This is a genomic window from Nonomuraea sp. KM90, from assembly GCF_052246675.1.
Lineage (GTDB): Bacteria > Actinomycetota > Actinomycetes > Streptosporangiales > Streptosporangiaceae > Nonomuraea.
The window spans coordinates 56216-72656 of record NZ_JBQQCB010000012.1; the positions used below are offsets into that span (position 1 = coordinate 56216).

Annotated in this window: 16 protein-coding genes; 8 read left to right on the plus strand and 8 right to left on the minus strand. The window is 71.4% G+C overall.

Annotation, left to right across the window (positions count from 1 at the left end; genetic code table 11):
- Positions 1-6: 6 nt before the first annotated feature.
- The 3 genes from ACTWPW_RS16020 to ACTWPW_RS16030 form a co-directional block, all read right to left on the minus strand.
- Positions 7-987, minus strand: a complete 981-nt coding sequence (locus ACTWPW_RS16020) for an LLM class flavin-dependent oxidoreductase (RefSeq protein ID WP_443169142.1) — start codon at positions 985-987, stop codon at positions 7-9.
- Between the two features lie 40 nt (positions 988-1027).
- Positions 1028-1699 carry a ribonuclease HII gene (locus ACTWPW_RS16025; RefSeq protein ID WP_443169143.1) on the minus strand — a complete coding sequence of 224 codons (672 nt, stop codon included), beginning with the start codon at positions 1697-1699 and terminating at the stop codon, positions 1028-1030.
- A gap of 62 nt (positions 1700-1761) precedes the next feature.
- On the minus strand, positions 1762-2793 hold the full coding sequence (locus ACTWPW_RS16030) for a LysR family transcriptional regulator (RefSeq protein ID WP_375110520.1): 1032 nt from the start codon (positions 2791-2793) through the stop codon (positions 1762-1764).
- Positions 2794-2872: 79 nt separating this feature from the next.
- Here ACTWPW_RS16030 and ACTWPW_RS16035 point away from each other — a divergent pair, with 79 nt between their 5' ends.
- The 3 genes from ACTWPW_RS16035 to ACTWPW_RS16045 all read left to right on the plus strand — a co-directional run bounded on the left by ACTWPW_RS16035 (position 2873) and on the right by ACTWPW_RS16045 (position 8247).
- A complete protein-coding gene (locus ACTWPW_RS16035; protein ID WP_375110518.1) occupies positions 2873-4159 on the plus strand; it encodes a pyridoxal phosphate-dependent aminotransferase in 1287 nt (428 codons plus the stop codon).
- Between the two features lie 141 nt (positions 4160-4300).
- The gene (locus ACTWPW_RS16040; RefSeq protein ID WP_375110517.1) at positions 4301-4945 is read left to right on the plus strand and encodes a GNAT family N-acetyltransferase; all 645 of its coding nucleotides are present in this window, start codon (positions 4301-4303) and stop codon (positions 4943-4945) included.
- A 257-nt stretch (positions 4946-5202) separates the two neighbouring features.
- Positions 5203-8247, plus strand: coding sequence for an AfsR/SARP family transcriptional regulator (locus ACTWPW_RS16045; protein WP_443169144.1), 3045 nt, complete (start codon positions 5203-5205; stop codon positions 8245-8247).
- 274 nt (positions 8248-8521) lie between these two features.
- Here the strand turns inward: ACTWPW_RS16045 and ACTWPW_RS16050 are convergent, their stop codons facing one another.
- The gene (locus ACTWPW_RS16050; protein WP_375110515.1) at positions 8522-9925 is read right to left on the minus strand and encodes a DUF7059 domain-containing protein; all 1404 of its coding nucleotides are present in this window, start codon (positions 9923-9925) and stop codon (positions 8522-8524) included.
- Positions 9926-10098: 173 nt separating this feature from the next.
- On the opposite strand from ACTWPW_RS16050, the gene ACTWPW_RS16055 reads away from it, so the two are divergent.
- A complete protein-coding gene (locus tag ACTWPW_RS16055) occupies positions 10099-10401 on the plus strand; it encodes a hypothetical protein (protein WP_364111754.1) in 303 nt (100 codons plus the stop codon).
- A gap of 6 nt (positions 10402-10407) precedes the next feature.
- Here the strand turns inward: ACTWPW_RS16055 and ACTWPW_RS16060 are convergent, their stop codons facing one another.
- From ACTWPW_RS16060 to ACTWPW_RS16070, 3 genes are all read right to left on the minus strand, one after another.
- Positions 10408-11367: an NAD(P)-dependent oxidoreductase gene (locus ACTWPW_RS16060; protein ID WP_375110514.1), complete on the minus strand. Its 960-nt coding sequence runs from the start codon at positions 11365-11367 to the stop codon at positions 10408-10410.
- Between the two features lie 73 nt (positions 11368-11440).
- On the minus strand, positions 11441-12037 hold the full coding sequence (locus ACTWPW_RS16065) for a TetR/AcrR family transcriptional regulator (RefSeq protein WP_375110513.1): 597 nt from the start codon (positions 12035-12037) through the stop codon (positions 11441-11443).
- Positions 12034-12549: a GNAT family N-acetyltransferase gene (locus ACTWPW_RS16070; protein ID WP_375110512.1), complete on the minus strand. Its 516-nt coding sequence runs from the start codon at positions 12547-12549 to the stop codon at positions 12034-12036. Before ACTWPW_RS16070 ends, ACTWPW_RS16065 begins: the two co-directional genes overlap by 4 nt.
- 58 nt (positions 12550-12607) lie before the next feature.
- On the opposite strand from ACTWPW_RS16070, the gene ACTWPW_RS16075 reads away from it, so the two are divergent.
- The 4 genes from ACTWPW_RS16075 to ACTWPW_RS16090 all read left to right on the plus strand — a co-directional run bounded on the left by ACTWPW_RS16075 (position 12608) and on the right by ACTWPW_RS16090 (position 16037).
- A complete protein-coding gene (locus tag ACTWPW_RS16075) occupies positions 12608-13084 on the plus strand; it encodes a winged helix-turn-helix transcriptional regulator (protein WP_375110511.1) in 477 nt (158 codons plus the stop codon).
- Positions 13085-13131: 47 nt separating this feature from the next.
- Positions 13132-13932: an SURF1 family cytochrome oxidase biogenesis protein gene (locus ACTWPW_RS16080; RefSeq protein ID WP_443169145.1), complete on the plus strand. Its 801-nt coding sequence runs from the start codon at positions 13132-13134 to the stop codon at positions 13930-13932.
- Positions 13933-13942: 10 nt separating this feature from the next.
- Complete coding sequence (locus tag ACTWPW_RS16085; RefSeq protein ID WP_375110509.1) at positions 13943-14686, plus strand: tyrosine-protein phosphatase; 744 nt, start codon at positions 13943-13945, stop codon at positions 14684-14686.
- Positions 14687-14840: 154 nt separating this feature from the next.
- Positions 14841-16037 carry an amidohydrolase family protein gene (locus ACTWPW_RS16090; protein ID WP_375110508.1) on the plus strand — a complete coding sequence of 399 codons (1197 nt, stop codon included), beginning with the start codon at positions 14841-14843 and terminating at the stop codon, positions 16035-16037.
- On the opposite strand, the gene ACTWPW_RS16095 is transcribed toward ACTWPW_RS16090, so the two are convergent.
- Positions 16034-16381, minus strand: coding sequence for a YkvA family protein (locus ACTWPW_RS16095; RefSeq protein WP_443169146.1), 348 nt, complete (start codon positions 16379-16381; stop codon positions 16034-16036). The genes ACTWPW_RS16090 and ACTWPW_RS16095 overlap by 4 nt on opposite strands.
- Between the last annotated feature and the right edge of the window lie 60 nt (positions 16382-16441).

Here is a 16441-nt window from a genome sequence, read left to right on the forward strand (position 1 = left end):
CGCCGGTCACCTCGCCAGCAGCGGCAGCACCTCGGCCCCGAACCGCCGGATGTTCTCCAGCGTCCGCCGGTGCTCCCCCAGCCCCTCGACCATCAGGATGAAGTGCTCGATCCCGGTGGCCTCCGACGTACGCAGCAGCGTCTCCGCGCAGTGCCCGGCCGAGCCCACCGGATGGATCCGGGTCAGCAGATCCACATATCCCGGAACGTCCCGCGACGCCCGCGGCCGCCCGTCCACCGGCACGTAGCCGGCCAGCCCCGGCCCGAGCCACCCCGGCATCGAGGCCTTCAGCTCCCGCACCGCCCGCGCCGTCGAGTCCGCCACGTGGCCGACCGCCGCCGCGACGTGCCCCTTCGCCGTGCCACCGCGCGCGGCGTAGCCGGCGACCAGGTCCGCCTTCTCGGCGTCCCCGACGTGCATCCCGAGCAACATCGGCAGCCCGCGCCCGGCCGCCAGCCCCACGGTGGCCTCCGAGGTGCACGCCACCACGGGCCGCAGCCGGGCGGGCGGCACCATCGCGACCTCCCTGAACCGGAAGAACTCCCCGTCGGCCGCCACCGGCCCGCCGGACAGCGCGCCGAGCAGCACGTCGAGCGACTCCCCGAAGCCCCGCTCGAACCGCTCGACCCCGGTCCCGAACACCTCCAGGTCCACCCACGGCCCGCCTCGGCCCACGCCCAGCGTGAACCGCCCGCCGGACAGGTGGTGCAGCATGGCCGCCTGCTCGGCCAGGGCCACGGGGTGGTGGTTGGACAACACGCTCACGGCCGTGCCCAGCCCGATCCGGGAGGTCCGGCCGACGGCGACCGCGGCCAGCGTCGTGGCGGACGGGCACACGCCGTATGACATGAAGTGGTGCTCGGCGATCCACGCGTCGTCGAACCCGGCCTCCTCGGCCGCCACGATCAGTTCGACCGAATCGGCGAGCACCCGCCCCGGCTCCTGCCCGGGAAACAGCGCCGCGATGATGAAGACCCCGATGCGCACCCGTCGATGATGGCCGATGACCTGGGCGTCCCGGGTCCGTTCAGCCGAAGAGGCTTGCCTGCCCCTCGCCCACGAGCGGATCACGGTGTTGTTTGAGATGCCGCCACTGTGGCAGGTCATCCAGATATGACCACGAGAGCCGATGGTGAGCTGTGGGGCCCAGGCGGGCGAGCGCCTCCTGGTGCGAGGGCGAGGGATAGCCGGCGTTCTCCGCGAAGCCGTACTCCTCGCAGCCGATCGTCGCCATGTACGCATCACGCCGCACCTTGGCCAGGACGGACGCCGCGGCGACCGAGATGCTCGCCGCGTCTCCCTTGACCTCCAGGCGCACCGGCCAGGGGGCACCGATGTAGTCATGCTTGCCGTCCAGGATCACCGCGTCCGGCCGGACCGGCAGCGACTCCAGCGCCCGGCGCGCGGCCCTGCGCAGGGCCTCCGTCATGCCCAGCGAGTCGATCTCCTGGTGCGTGGCCTCGCCGAAGCCGACACCCGCCGCCCACGTGGACAGCTCCGCGGCCAGCGGCGCGCGCCTGACCTCGGAGACCTGCTTGGAGTCGGTCAGCCCCGGCGGCGGCTCGGACAGATCGGTGACCACCGCACACACCGTGACCGGCCCGGCCCACGCGCCGCGGCCCACCTCGTCGACGCCCGCGACCGTGCGGACGCTGGGCTGGGAGAGCAGGAGGTGCTCGATGTCGTACGTCGGCGCCATAGGCGCAGACGTTATCGCGTCGGCGGGCCAGCACGTGCCCGCCGGACGACCATCCCATCACGTCACTCGCCGAACGACCGCCCCACCACGTTGCCCGCCGACCGCACCGGCTCGTCCTCGCCCGGCTCATCGAGCAGGTCGTCCGGCCTGCCGTCCCGCGACGGCTCCGCCGGGCTCACCGGCTCCAGGTCGGCCGCGATGTAGCGGGCGGCCACGTGGATGGCGCGCAGCGTCACGGACACCGACGGCCGGTGCACGCTGGATCCGCGCGCCACGGCGTGCACCTCGCGCCCCACCGGGTTGCCGGGGAACTGCCTGACGGCCAGCCCCCGCACCCCGGCGGCCAGTGCCAGCGCGGGGACGGCGGCTATGCCGATGCCCTTGGCGACCAGCGACAGGATGGTCCCCAGCCCCTCGAACTCCCACGGAGTCGGCCGGGTGCCACCCACGTCCACCAGCAGGCGGTCCACCGCCAGCCGGGAGGGCTCGCCGTCGGGTGTGGCCATCCACGGCTCGTCCCGCAGCTCCCGCAGGTCCAGAGGCACCTCGGGATCGGCCAGGCGGTGCTTGCGCGGCACCACCAGCACGAGGGGATCGCTGAGCAGGGGGAAGACGCGCAGGCTCTCGCTGTCGCGCACCCGCCCGTACCAGTCGTCCACGAGCGCGATGTCCACCTCGCCCGACTGCACCTCGCGCATGCCCCGCCCCGACCTGCTCTGCCCCAGGCGGAGCGTCAGCTCGGTGTGGCGGCGCAGCGAGCGCGCGAGCGCCGGCGCGAACGCCACCGCCGCCGTCGGGAAGGCGGTCACCACGACCCGCCCCGAAGGGGTGCCGGCGTGCGCCGACAGGTCGGACTCGGCCTCCTCCACCATCGACAGGATGCGCTCGGCGTGCATGACGAGCCGGCGCCCCGCGTCGGTCAGCTCGGCGCTGCGCGCCGTCCGGTCGATCAGGGCCGTTCCGGTCTCGCGTTCGAGCGCGACCAGTTGTTGCGAGACGGCCGAGGGACTGTACCCGAGCGACTCCGCGGTCGCCGCGATACTTCCCTTTCTGGCGAACTCGCAGATCAGGACCAAACGCCGCAATTCGAGCATCGGAATTCCTTATGCCTACCCACAAAAAGCCTCGCTTGTGCTGATGCCTTCATCCAACCACCCTGGGAACGTGACAAACATGACCGTAACCCTGTCCGCCACCTTGGCGGCCAACGAGGACATCGAACGAAGACGACGCGCCGGGGAACGTGTGCTGCACCTGGCCTTCGGCGAGGCCGGTCTGCCCGTCCACCCGGCGCTGCGCGACAAGCTGGCCGCCGCGTCAGAGCGCAACGGCTACGGGCCGGTCGCGGGGGCGTCCGGGCTGCGGGCCGCGGCGGCGGGCTACTGGACACGACGGGGGCTCGCCACCGACCCCGAGCTGGTCGTCTGCGGACCGGGCAGCAAGTCACTGCTGTACGGCCTGCTCCTGGCGATCGGCGGGGACATCGTCCTGCCCATGCCCAGCTGGGTCAGCTACGCCGCGCAGGCCGATCTGGTCGGCTCGCGTCCTATCCTGGTGCCCGCACCGCCAGGAGAGGGCGGAGTGCCCGACCCCGATCGCGTCGCCGCCGAAGTACGCCGTGCCAGGGCGCACGGCAGGACGGTCACCTCGGTGCTGGTCACCCTGCCCGACAACCCGACGGGACGGCTGGCCACGCCGGCGACCGTCGCCCGCCTGGTGGAGGTCGCCCGCGAGCTCGACCTGACGATCATCTCCGACGAGATCTACCGTGATCTCCTGCACGACCCGGCCCTGCCGTACACCTCTCCGGCCGACCTCGCGCCCGAGCGCACGATCATCACCACCGGGCTGAGCAAGAGCCTGGCGCTGGGCGGCTGGCGGATCGGCGTGGCCAGGCTGCCCGCCAACGGGCACGCGCTGCGCAGGCGCCTGCTCGCGGTGGCCAGCGAGATCTGGTCGGCGCCCGCGGCGCCCGTCCAGGAGGCCGCGGCCTACGCCTTCGGCGATCCCGCCGAGCTGACCGACCGCATCGTGCGCAGCCGCCGGCTGCACGGCGTGGTGGCGCGGGCCGTACACGAGAGGTTCGCGGAGATCGGGGCCCGCGTGCCCGTCCCGCAGGGCGGCTTCTACCTCTATCCCGACCTGAGCCACCTGAGACTCGGCGGCTCCGCCGAGATCACCAAGATCCTGCTGGAGGAGCACGGCATCGGAGTCCTGCCCGGACACGCCTTCGGCGACGACCCCTCGGCCGCCAGGGTGCGGGTCGCGGTGAGCCTGCTCTACGGCGACACCGCCGAGGAGCGGCTGGCCGCTCTGAGCAGCCCGGATCCCCTCCAGCTCCCGTGGATCGCGGCCAATCTCGACCAGCTCTCGATGGGCCTGAAAGAGCTGTCATTGGTCCGGCACGGCGCGGTGCGCGAACGGCATCCCGCGCTCGTCCCGGCGCCATGTCACGGTTAGGCGAATTTCTTCCCAAGAGCGGGTTTACCATCCCCCAAAAGGGGCCTCCGACCTGCGGAAACACCACGGCCGCGAATCGGTCGGGAAGATGGGCCCAACTGCCTGGTTACGTGCACGCCACGCACCCCCCATCATGTGCTCATGCCCGCTCTTGTCACCCTGTCCGGGCGCCTCGTGCGCCTGGAACCTCTCAGCCTCGCGGCGGTCGATGACCTGGTCGCCGCGGCGGATGAAGACCGTTCCACTTACGGCTTCACTCGCGTCCCGCATGGCCGGGACGAGGTTGTCTCCTACGTGGAGGCCGCCATGGCTGAGCAGGCGGAGGGCCGCACATTGCCCTTCGCCATCCGGTGGCTGCACACCGACCGCGTGGTCGGTGCCACCCGTCTCATGCACCTGGAGTATTGGCAGGGCCCCATGCCCTGGCCTCCGGGTACACGCGGCGCGGTGGGCGACATTCCGTCCGTGGCCGACATCGGTTACACCTGGCTGGGCGCCAGCGCCCAGGGCACAGGTGTCAACCGGGAGAGCAAGTTCCTCATGCTCTCGCTCGCCTTCGAGACCTGGAACGTCCACCGCATCACCCTCAAGGCAGACGTACGCAACACCAGATCCCGGGCCGCCATCGAGGCCCTCGGCGCACACTTCGACGGGGTGCGGCGAGCGGACAGCCGAGGCGCCGACAACACGGTCCGAGATACCGCCTTCTACTCGATCCTGAACTCCGAATGGCCGCTCGTACGCGAGCGTCTGACCATGCGGCTGGGATTGGTCGAGGCAGCCTGAGAACCCGTCCACCACGGCCCCGCCCGAATTCACCGGGCGGGGCCGGTATTTTTTCCTGCCTCGATTCGCTCTACATGACACACGCCCCCGCGATGTGTGTCACGCCTGGCGACACGCCCAGCATCCAAGGGCGGACTCAACACCTGATCAAAGGCGGATCAACGGCTCGGTTAACGATCAGTCTGCATCTAGGTGACGAGCGACGATGGATCTATCATTTGGTAATAAATCATTCCATTGGCTTGGAGACAGACGGCATGGCTGGTCAGAGCGTTGAGGGCGGGCTGCGGTTCGCCGTGCTCGGTCCTGTCCGCGCGTGGCGCGATGGCCAGGAGCTCGACCTGGGCACCCCGCTGCAGCGTTCCATTCTCGGCATGCTGCTCCTTCGGGAAGGTCACGCGGTCACCCCCAACGAGATGATCGACGCGGTCTGGGGAGAGGACGCGCCGCCGCGGGCCCTGGGCGCGCTGCGCACGTACGTCTCCAGGCTCCGCACCGTGCTGGAGCCCGACCGGCCCGCGCGCTCCCGCCCCGAGCTGCTCACCTCCATCGGCAGGGGCTACGCGCTGCGGCTGCCGGACGACGCGCTCGACCTGACCCGCTTCGAACGCGGCATCCACCAGGCCGAGGCCGCGCGCAAGGCCGGCAGGCTCGCCGACGCCGCCCGGGCCCTGCGGGCCGCGCTGGCGCTGTTCGAGGGCGAGCCGCTGGCCGGCACCGTCGGCCCCTACTCCGAGCACCAGCGCGACCGGCTGATCGAGCGGCGCATCAGCGTCATCGAGACGCTCATGGACGTGGACCTGGAGCTCGGCAACCACGCCAGGATCGTCTCCGAGCTGATCGCGCTGACGGCCGACCACCCGCTGCGCGAGCGGCTGCGCGCCCAGCTCATGCTGGCCTACTACCGCTGCGGCCGGCAGGGTGACGCGCTCAACGTCTTCACCGAGACCCGCGAGGCGCTCGTCGACGAGCTGGGCATCGAGCCCGGGCCCGAGCTGACCGCCCTGCACCAGCGCATCCTGGCCGCCGACCCCACGCTGGCCGCCCCCGCGCAGGCCGACGCGGAAGCACCCCAGGAGGACGAGCCCGCGGCAGCCGAGGAGCAGCCGCCGGCGCTGGAGCTGCCGCGCCCCGCGCAGCTCCCGGCCGCCGTCACCGACTTCACCGGCCGCAAGGAGATCGCGGTACGCCTGCGCACGCTGCTGTCGGGCCACTCGTCCGCCCAGCCGCGGTCGGCCCCCGAGGGCGTGCCGGTGGCGGCCATCTCCGGCATCGGCGGCGTCGGCAAGACCGCGCTGGCCGTGCACGTGGCCCATCTGGTCGACGACGTCTTCCCCGACGGCCAGCTCTACGCCGACCTGCGCGGCTACACCGACGAGGCGACCGCGCCCGAGTCGGCGCTCGGCGGCTTCCTGCGCGCGCTCGGCATCCCGCCGGACGTCATCCCCGACGGGCTCGCGGAACGTTCCGCCCTCTACCGCTCCATCCTCGCCGAACGCCGCATCCTCGTCCTGCTGGACAACGCCCGGGACGCCGAGCAGGTCAGCCCGCTGCTGCCCGGCTCCCCCGGCTGCGCGGCCATCGTCACCAGCCGCGGCAAGCTGGCCGACCTGCCCTCGGCCCGGCTCATCGACCTGGACGTGATGGAGCCGAGCGAGGCGCTGCAGCTGTTCGCCGCGGTGGCCGGGGCCGAGCGGGTCTCGGCCGAGCACGGGGCCGCCATGGACGTGGTGGCCGCGTGCGGGTTCCTGCCGCTGGCCGTGCGGATCGTGGCCGCCAGGCTGGCCGCGCGGCCCTCCTGGACCGTGGCCTCGCTGGTGCCCCGGCTGGCCGACGAGCAGCGCCGCCTCGACGAGCTGCGCGTGGGCAACCTGGCCGTGGAGGCCACGTTCGCGCTCGGGTACGGGCAGCTCACCTCCCTCCAGGCTCGCGCCTTCCGGCTGCTCTCCCTGCCCAACGGCCCCGACATCTCCTCCGGCGCCGCGGCCGCCGTGCTGTCGATGAGCGCGTTCGAGGCCGAGGAGGTGCTGGAGTCCCTCGTGGACGCCAGCCTCCTGGAGGCCCCCGCGCCCGGCCGCTACCGCTTCCACGACCTGCTCAAGCTGTTCGCCCGGCGCGCGCTGGAGAAGGGCGAGCGCCCCCAGGCCCGTACGATGGCGCTGCGCCGCCTGCTCGGCTTCTACCTGGCCTCCGCCCAGTCGGCGCACACGCTGGCCTACGAGGGCAGCATGATCCCCGCCAACCTCGTGGTGGTCGGCAGCGGGCGCGTCTTCACCTCCGCCGACGAGGCCGTGGCCTGGCTGATCTCCGAGGGCGACTCGCTGTTCGCGACCATCAACCAGGCCGCCGTGGCGGCGCGTACCGCCGAGCAGCTGCTGCCCGCCGCCGACCTGCTGGTCGCGATGGAGCCGCTGCTGGAGTCGGGCACGCACACGCGCGAGTTCGACCACGGCACCCGCGCCGTGCTGGCGTCGGCGCAGGAGATCGGCGACCAGGCCGGCGAGCTGCGGGCCCGCTACGTGCTGGGCCGGGTGCTGTTCGCGGGCAATCGGCTCAAGGAGGCCGAGGCGCAGTTCAGGATCGTGCACGAGCTGTCCCGGGCCCGCGAGGAGAAGATCGTCACCGGCGAGGTGCTGAACGCCCTGGCCGTCGTCGTCGGCAGGCAGCGCCGCCACACCGAGGCGCTGTCCCTGTTCGACGCGGCGATGCGCTTCTACCGCGAGAACGGCGTGCCGGCCGGCGAGGCGCTGGTCCTCAGCTACTCGGCCCGCGACCACCTGGGGCTGAGCCGGCCCGAGGACGCGATCGCGGCGGCGGAGAAGGGCCTGGCCATCTTCACCGAGATCGGCAGCGGCGCCGGCACCGCCCGGGCCCGCTATCACCTGGGCATCGTGCTGTCCCGCGTCGGCCGCCTCACCGAGGCCGTCCACCACCACGCGGAGTGCCTGGCCTTCTTCCGGGCCGGCAAGCAGCGGGTCTGGGAGCAGCGGGTGTGCTCCAGGCTGGCCGAGACGTTCATCGCCGCCGAGCGCTATCCCGACGCCGTACGCCACGCCGAGGAGGCCCTGACGGTCTCCCGCGAGATCGGCCACCCCTACGGGGAGGCGCTCTCGCTCACCGTACTCGGCAAGGCGCTGCGCGGACTCGGCAGCACGACGAGGAGCCTCGACTGCCTACGCCGGGCCTTCGAGATCTTCTCCCGGCTCGGAGCCCCCGAGGCCGGTGATCTCAAGGTCCTGCTCGACAGCATCCCCGCCGCCGAACCCGTCGGTGACGCCGCCGGGTCCGTCGTCGAGTCCTGAGTACAGCTCGTCGTCCAGACGTGTCATCCACACATGGTTGATCAAGGCTGTCCTTACGGAGTCACGAGATCTTCGTGATCGATGGAGGTTCAGCCCGGCCGGTCATCCTCGCCACCACGCGTCGCTAGGGGGCCCGGTTATCCGGATGCTCCGCGTAGTGGCTAGCCGCCTCACTAAGACGACCGGCCGGACCTGACACGGCCCTCGAACCCCCCAGGTCCGTGTCCTGGCCCAAAGCCTCCACCCTCGGTGTCAACGTCCGATCAACACCGAATCAAAGGAGGAAGTAACCCTCGGCTATGAGGGGTCTGACCGAGTCGGAATTGGCGATCTCGCCGTCGCCGACCAGCTCGGCGATCACGTTGAGCAGCGGCCCGAGCGCCAGCTCGCCGTCGCACACGCCGGCCAGCGCGGCCTCGACCGTGCCGACCTCGCGGCTGCGGCGCAGCCCCTGGGTCTGGCGCAGGACGATGCGGATGGGGTCCTCCGCGCCCGGCAGGCTGATGCGCTCGTCGAGCAGCCCGTCGGCGGTACGCAGCAGCGCGGCGTCCAGCCCCTCGGTCCGGTGCGCGGCGGCGATGGCGTCGATGACGGAGTCGACGTAGTCGCCGACCGGGAGCGAGACCTGGTGCGCCAGGTGCTCCACGCGGACGACCGGGTCGAGCGTGCCGGAGTTGCGCATGGTGATCCAGCCGAACCCGACGCCCTCGACCCTGCGCTCGTCGAACCAGGCCAGCCACCGGTCGTAGTGCTCGGCGTAGCTCCTGGTGCCCTGCTCGGCCGCGTCCTTGAGCCACAGCTCGACGTATTCGGCCGGGTCCTGCACGTCACGCTGGACCACCCACGCGTCGCAGCCGGTCTCGCGCAGCCAGCCGCCCACGCGGTCGTGCCAGTCCTCCCCCTCGACGTGCAGCCAGTTGGCCAGGAAGTGGGCCTGGCCGCCGGGGTTGAGATGGCGGGGCGTCCGGCGTACGAGGTCGCGGCAGAAGTCGTCACCTTCGAGGCCCGACTCGCGATAGGTCAGCTTCCCCGCCCGCGCCGGCGCGACGACGAACGGCGGGTTGCTCACGACCAGGTCGAACAGCTCGTCCTCGACCGGCTCGAACATCGAACCCACACGCGCGTCCACCCCCTCGACGCCGGACAGCTCCCAGCTCAGCGCGGCCAGCTCCAGGGCCCGGGGGTTGAGGTCGGTGGCCACGACGTGCTCGGCCCGGCCGTCCAGGTGGAGCACCTGAACCCCGCAGCCGGTGCCCAGGTCGAGCGCGCGCTCAACCGGGCGGCGGCTGACGAGCTGGGCCAGGTTGGCCGAGGCGCCGCCGGCCCCCACCACGTGGTCGGGCCGCAGCGCGGGGTCGCCGGGGCGTACTTTGCGGTCGGAGACGAGGTAGCCGCCGGTCTCCCAGGGCTGGAGGTGCACGGTGGCGCCGACCTGGTCACCGTCGGCCTTGACCAGCCCGGACTCGAGCACCTCCGGCGCGACGGCCTTGGCGGGGACGGGGACGCCGAGCCACCACAGCCTGATCAGCGTCGCCAGCGGGTCACCGTCCGCGGTGGCGCGAAGGGCCGGCACCAGCTCCTCGCGGGCCAGGGCCGAGGCGGCCATGCTGCCCAGGCGCTCGCGTACGCCGTCGATCGTGTATCCGGTCTCGAGGAGGTGATGGCGCAGTCGTTCCACGAGGCCATCCTTTCACCGCGGGCTCCCTCGCATGATCTGATACCGACAGTGCTCATACTGTTACTTAAGTACCCAAGCATTCTGCAAGCGGCGGACAAGTGCCCAGCGGTATCTCTATGGGTGCCACCACATCTTTATGGGTGCCACCACGTCATCCCGAGGAGCGGACCGTCATGCTGATCCCTTGCTTGGCTTGCGAGTCCCGCTTCGGCCCCGACGAATACTTCAACGCCTGCTCCGACTACAACCGCGGCCTGGACCTGGTCTCGTGGACCTGCCCGCGCTGCGGCAACCGTGACGACCTGCGCGTGTTGCCGGGCGAGCTCGGGTTCGGATATCCGCATCGGGGCAGGTTCGACGTGCACGACCGCGTACGCGTGCCCGGCCTGCGCAGGCAGCGTGGCGACCTGCGGCTGGACATCTCGCTCGACCGGGCGAGCTGGCGGGTGCCGACCCGGATCCGCCAGCCCGCCTGACCCGCGTCACGCCGTGATCGGCGCGTACGCGTGGGCCGGCTCCTCCCCGCGCAGCAGCCGCGCGATGTCCTCCACCAGCGTCTCCGCCAGCTCCTCCAGGCTCTCCCCGGTGGCCTCGCCCAGCCGGGGCGTGAGCACCACGTTCGGCAGCCGGGTCAGGGGATGGGCCCGGTCGAGCCACTCGCCTTCGAAGTGGTCGAGCCCGGCGCCGCCCACCCGGCCCCAGCGCAGCGCGTCGACCAGCGCTCTCAGGTCGTGCAGCGCGCCGCGCGAGGTGTTGAGGTAGATCGATCCCGGGCGCATCGCGCCGAACTCGGTGTAGCCGAAGAACCCCCGCGTCTCCTCGGTCAGCGGCACGTGCAGCGAGACCACGTCGGCCTCCTCCAGCAGCGCCGGCAGCGTGTGGGTGGCCTCGGCCACGAACGGGTCACAGACGATCACCCGCATGCCCAGCCCCTCGCACCGCCAGCGCAGGGCCCTGCCCACGCGGCCGAGGCCCACGATGCCGAACGTCCTGCCGGTCAGCCGGCGGCCGCGGTGGCGCTGCGCGGGAGGCACCCTCCCGTGGTAGACGCGCCCCCTGCGCACCTCTCGATCGGCGCTGACGATGTTCCTGCTCACCGCGAACAGCAGCGCGAGCGTCAGCTCGGCCACCGCCTCCGGGTCGCGGTCGGCCGCGTGCAGGACGGGCACCCCGCGCTCGGCCGCCAGTGCCAGATCCACGTTCGCAGGCGGCCCCATGGTGGCCACGACGTCCAGGTGCAGCCCGAGCACCGACGTGCGCACCTGGTCGCCGTCGGTGATGAGCACGGTCGCGCCGGTCTCGATGACCAGGTCGGCCAGCTGCTCGTCGGTGAAGCCGAGGTTCGGTCGTGCGGGAACCTCGGTCAGGTCGGCGACCTCGCCCAGTCGGGCGAGCGCGCTCTCCGGCAAGGTGGGCAGTACCAGCGCCCGAGGTCGTCTCACATTTGGACAATAACACCACAGACGGTGCTCAGATCATTGCTCCCCGCGCAGGTCAGGCCCGCTCACTCTGCGCTCATTCGGAGCGCTGGCGGAGGCTCTGCCAGGCCGCCTCGCCCAGTCCCTTGATCTCCTCGTCCGTGGGCGTGTGCGCGCCGGCGAACCACAGCCGGCACATCTCCTGCGCCGGCCCCAGCCACAGCACGTAGCACATGGTCGCGTGGACCGGCTGGAGCAGGCCGTTCTTCATGTGCGGCCGCCACCAGTCGGAGACCTTGCGGAAGAACGCGCGCCGGGCCTCGGCCACCTCGGCGCCGCCGGGCTCCTGCTTGCGCGGTGGCCGCTCGCTGATCAGCAGCCTGGCCCGCTCGGGGTGCTCGCCCGCCCACCGCATGTGGAAGGCGACGACGGCCTCGATGCCGTCGCGGGCCTCCTGGTGGCTGACCAGCTCGGCGAGGAAGGCGCTTTGGTACGCGTCGAGGATCTCGGAGTACAGCACGCCGAAGACGTGCTCCTTGCTGGCGAAGTGGTGGTAGAAGCTGCCGACGCTGACGCCGCTTTCTTCACGCAGGCTGGCCAGGGTGGTGGCCGAGACCCCGTCCTGGCTGAAACGGCGGAGGGCGCCCTCGATGATCCGGGTCCGGCCGTCGCGTCCGTTCTTGACACTCTTCACACTGTCAATGGTGTGCTACCAGAACCTTGTTCCGCAAATAGGCCAGCCTGATCGATCATAGCGGTCACTTCCACCGATCCGGAACTGACCTTCATCCGGGCGTGCGGCCAGACCCGCCTGATGAGCCGGAGCACGCGCCGGTTCTCGCCCAGGACGTCCATCCCCACGGACCTGGCTCCGCGCACGAAGGCCCTGAGCAGCAGCGTGTCGATCAGCTTGGGACCCAGACCGCGCCCCTGCCACTCGTCGGTCACGACCACGGCGATCTCCACGTCGGTGCAGCCGCCCCTGAAGCTCATGGCGTGACCGACGATCTCACCCCCGTCCGTGGTGGCGACGATCGCGTCGCGGCGCTCGTCGACCGCCAGCAGCACGCGGACGAGCGCGGGCGCGGGGGCGCTGACGCCGGTGAAGAACCTCAGCGTCTGCGTGTGCAGCGACAGCCCGGAGAGGAAGCGCCTGATCCGCTCCTCGTCGTCCGGGCGGGCCGGGCGGATCTGAGTTCCTTGCATAGACCCAGCGTGCCTGTCACTGCTGAGTCTGTCAACTGAACTCAGGTATAATGCGAAAATGAACGAGCCGTCCCGCATGGGTTTCCGGGTGGACAACTGCTCGATCGAGCGCACCCTGGACATCGTCGGGGAGAAGTGGACCTTCCTGGTGCTGCGCGAGGCGTTCGGCGGCGTCCGGCGGTTCGCCGACATGCAGGCGATCACCGGTGCCCCCCGGCAGGTGCTCAGCGCGCGCCTGGCCCGGCTGGTCGACGAGGGGCTGCTGCGCAAGGTGCCCTACCGCGAGCCGGGGCAGCGGCAGCGCGACGAATACCGGCTCACTGAGAAGGGCCGCGACCTCTATCCCCTGCTCGTCGCCCTCATGCACTGGGGCGACCGATATCTGGCCGAGGAGGGGCCGCCCGTGCTGCTCACCCACCGCGACTGCGGCGCACCCATCGAGCTGCGCTTCCGCTGCGCGGCGGGCCACGAGGTGAGCGGGCCGCGCGAGGTGACGCCGCTCCCCGGGCCCGGCGCCGACCTCAAGAGCGCCTGAACGGGGCGCGTGGGGGAGCACCGCTGCCGGTCCTTAACCTTAGAGGCGTGTACCGGTTCCTGCTGACGCCCCGATGGCTCGCGCTCCACGTGGTGGTGCTGCTGGTCATCCCCGCCTTCGTGTTCCTCGGGCGATGGCAGTTCGGGCGGTTCGAGGAGCGGTCGGCCAACAGCGAGCGGGTGACCGCCAACATCGAGGCCGCGCCCGTGCCCCTGGAGCGGCTGGCCGCCCCCGGGCGGCAGGTCCGGGAGGACGACCGGTTCAGGAAGGTCACCGTCGCCGGCACGTACGACCAGACTCACGCCCTCCTCGTACGCCGCCGCCCCCAGGACGGCCGCAACGGCTACTACGTCCTGACCCCTCTGGTCACCGGCGGCGGCACCGCCGTGATCGTGAACCGGGGCTGGGTCCCCGCCGCCGCCACCGCCGACGCCGCGCCCGAGGTGCCCGCTCCGCCCGCCGGGCAGGTAACTGTAACGGGGCGGCTACGCCTCAGCGAGACCGAGGAATCCAGCGGGATCCAGGAGCGGTCCGGGCTGCCGGCCGGCCAGGTGCTGCTGATCAACGCCGACAAGATCGGGAAGGGCCTGCCGTACCGGCTCGTGGGCGGCTACGTCGAGCTGACCGAGCAGCAGCCCAAGCCCGCCGCGGCCCCCGCGCCGGTGCCCGAGCCCGACGTCGGTGCCGGGGGCGGGCTCAACCTGGCGTACGGCGTCCAGTGGTGGTTGTTCATCGGGATCGCGATCGGCGGGTGGATCCTGCTGATCCGGCGCGAGGTGGCCGAGCGCAGGTCTCGGGAGACTTCAGAGGCGCCCGTGGCCTCGGATGCGAAGACCGCCGCCAATTAATGTGTTGAGGGTGATCCGCCACATTGAGTTCACGAATCTCTGCAACTTCCGCGACGTAGGTGGATATGCCGCCAAGGACGGGCGCACCGTCAGGTGGCAGCGGCTCTACCGGGCCGACTCCCTCGGCTGGCTGGCCGGAGACGACCTGACGGCCTTCCGGGCGCTGCGCGTGCGCAACGTCATCGACCTGCGTCACCCGTTCGAGGTCGAGCGGGCCGGACGGGTCCCCGAGAGCGAGGGGCAGCGCTACCAGAACCTGCCGATCGAGGGCCGCCGCTGGGAAACCGCCGCCTACAGCGAGGAGCTCGGCGTCGCCCGCTACCTCGCCGACCGCTACCTGGAGGTGACCGAGGACGGCGTCGCGAACCTCAGGACCGCCCTGGAGACGATCGCCCTCGCCGACAACGCCCCCGTGGTCATCCACTGCGCCGCGGGCAAGGACCGTACCGGGGTGCTGGCCGCGCTGGTGCTGTCGCTGGCGGGCGTGGGCGAGGACGACATCGTGGCGGACTACGCGCTGACCGGCCTGGCCACCGAGCGCTTCGTCGCCGACTGGAGCAGGAGGCATCCGGGCGCGCCCCTGTGGCCGGGCTTCGGCCTCGCGCCCGCCGAGACGATGCGGCTCTTCCTCGCCGACCTCACGTCCCGGCACGGCTCCGTCGAGGCGTACGTCACCCAGGTGCTCCAGCTTTCCCCCGCCGCGATCGACGAACTTCGCCGGCATTTGCTGACTGAATCGATCTCAGAGGGGTAGTGGCCGACCGGGCCCGCCCCTGCGCGAGCGGGCCTGTCAGTCCCGGGATCGCCAGCCATCCCCCTCCCGGCGGTCCCGGGTCAGAAAATCTCGGATACCCAACGGATACGTCGCAGCTTGTTCGACGTTATCCCGTCGTCGTACGGTTACGTGCGTGACTACGCCGCTGCTCCCCGACCCTGACCCCAGGCGGCGCGACTATGTGATCATCTCAGCCGACGATCACCTGATCGAGCCTCCCGACCTGTTCGAGGACCGCTTGCCGGAGAAATACGCGGAGGTCGCGCCCAAGGTCGTGGAGACGGAGGCGGGTCACCAGGTGTGGCGCTACGGCGGCGCCACCTACCCGTGCGCCGGCATCGACGTGGGCGCGGGGCTGCCGCGCGAGCAATGGACGCTCGAGCCCGTCCGGTTCGAGCAGATGCGCCCCGGCTGCCACGACATCGAGGCCCGCATCCAGGACATGGACGTGGCGGGCATCTGGGCCGCGCTCTGCTTCCCCGGCATGCTGGCCGGGCAGTCGGGCATGCCGTTCGCCAGGACCCGCGACCAGGAGCTGGGCCTGGCCCTGGTGAAGGCCTGGAACGACTGGCACATCGACGTCTGGGCGGGCACCTACCCCGAGCGGATCATCGGCCTGCAACTGCCGTGGCTGCCCGATCCCGACGTGGCCGCCAAGGAGATCCGGGCCAACGCGGCCAGGGGCTTCAAGGCCGTCGTCTTCCCCGAGTTCCCCACCCGGCTGCGGCTGCCCTCGATCCACACCGGCCACTGGGACCCGTTCTTCGCCGCCTGCGAGGAGACCGGCACCGTCGTCTGCCTGCACACCGGCGACTCCTCCTGGTCGCCCGTGCCCTCTCCCGACACGCCCATCGAGGCCATCACCACGTTGATGCCGACCAGCGCCATGTTCGCCTGCGCCGACTGGCTCTGGTCCGGGGTGCCGCTGCGCTTCCCCTCGCTGCGCATCCTCATCGTCGAGGGCGGCGTGGGCTGGCTGCCGATGCTGGCCGAGCGCGCCGACTACGCCCTCGACCACCCCGTCGCCGGAGAGGCGTCGTGGGAGGGCGGGCTCAAGCCCAGCGAGGTGCTGCGCCGCAACTTCTTCTTCGGCACGCTCGACGACCACGCCCTGTCAGGGGTGCGGCTCGCCGTCGGCCTCGACCACGTCCTGCAGGAGAGCGGCTACCCGCACTCGGACTCGACGTGGCCCGACACCCAGAAGTCGGTGGCGCGCAACCTCGGAACGCTCCCGCCCGCCGACATCGCCCGGGTCGCCTACGGCAACGCGGCGCGCCTGTTCGGCCACCCGCTGCCCTCGCGGGCGTGGTTGCGGATGGAGGAGATCTAACCCTCTTCGAGGCGGGCCTGGATGACGTGGCGCTCGTGCTGCACATAGCGCCCGCTCTCGCCGAGCAGCGAGGCCAGGAGCCACAGGAACACGCCGAAGTCGTCGGCCACGCCGATCAGCATGAGGAAGTCGGGCACGACGTCGATCGGTGAGATGAGGTAGACCACGCCGAGGCCGAGCAGGGCGAGCTTGCTCCTGCCCATGCCCGCGTACTGCCCGCGCATGACCGCGCCGATCATCCGCGGGATCGCCCGGACCCTGGTCATCAGTTTGGGCGACCCGGGCCGGGTCACCTCGCGGTAGGTCCGCCATGCCGCCGCCGCCCGTGTTGCCTTCGCCATCATGTGATCCCCCTACCCCCGGCTTTTCACGACATAACGCGTCACCGGGGGTACGAGTTCCCT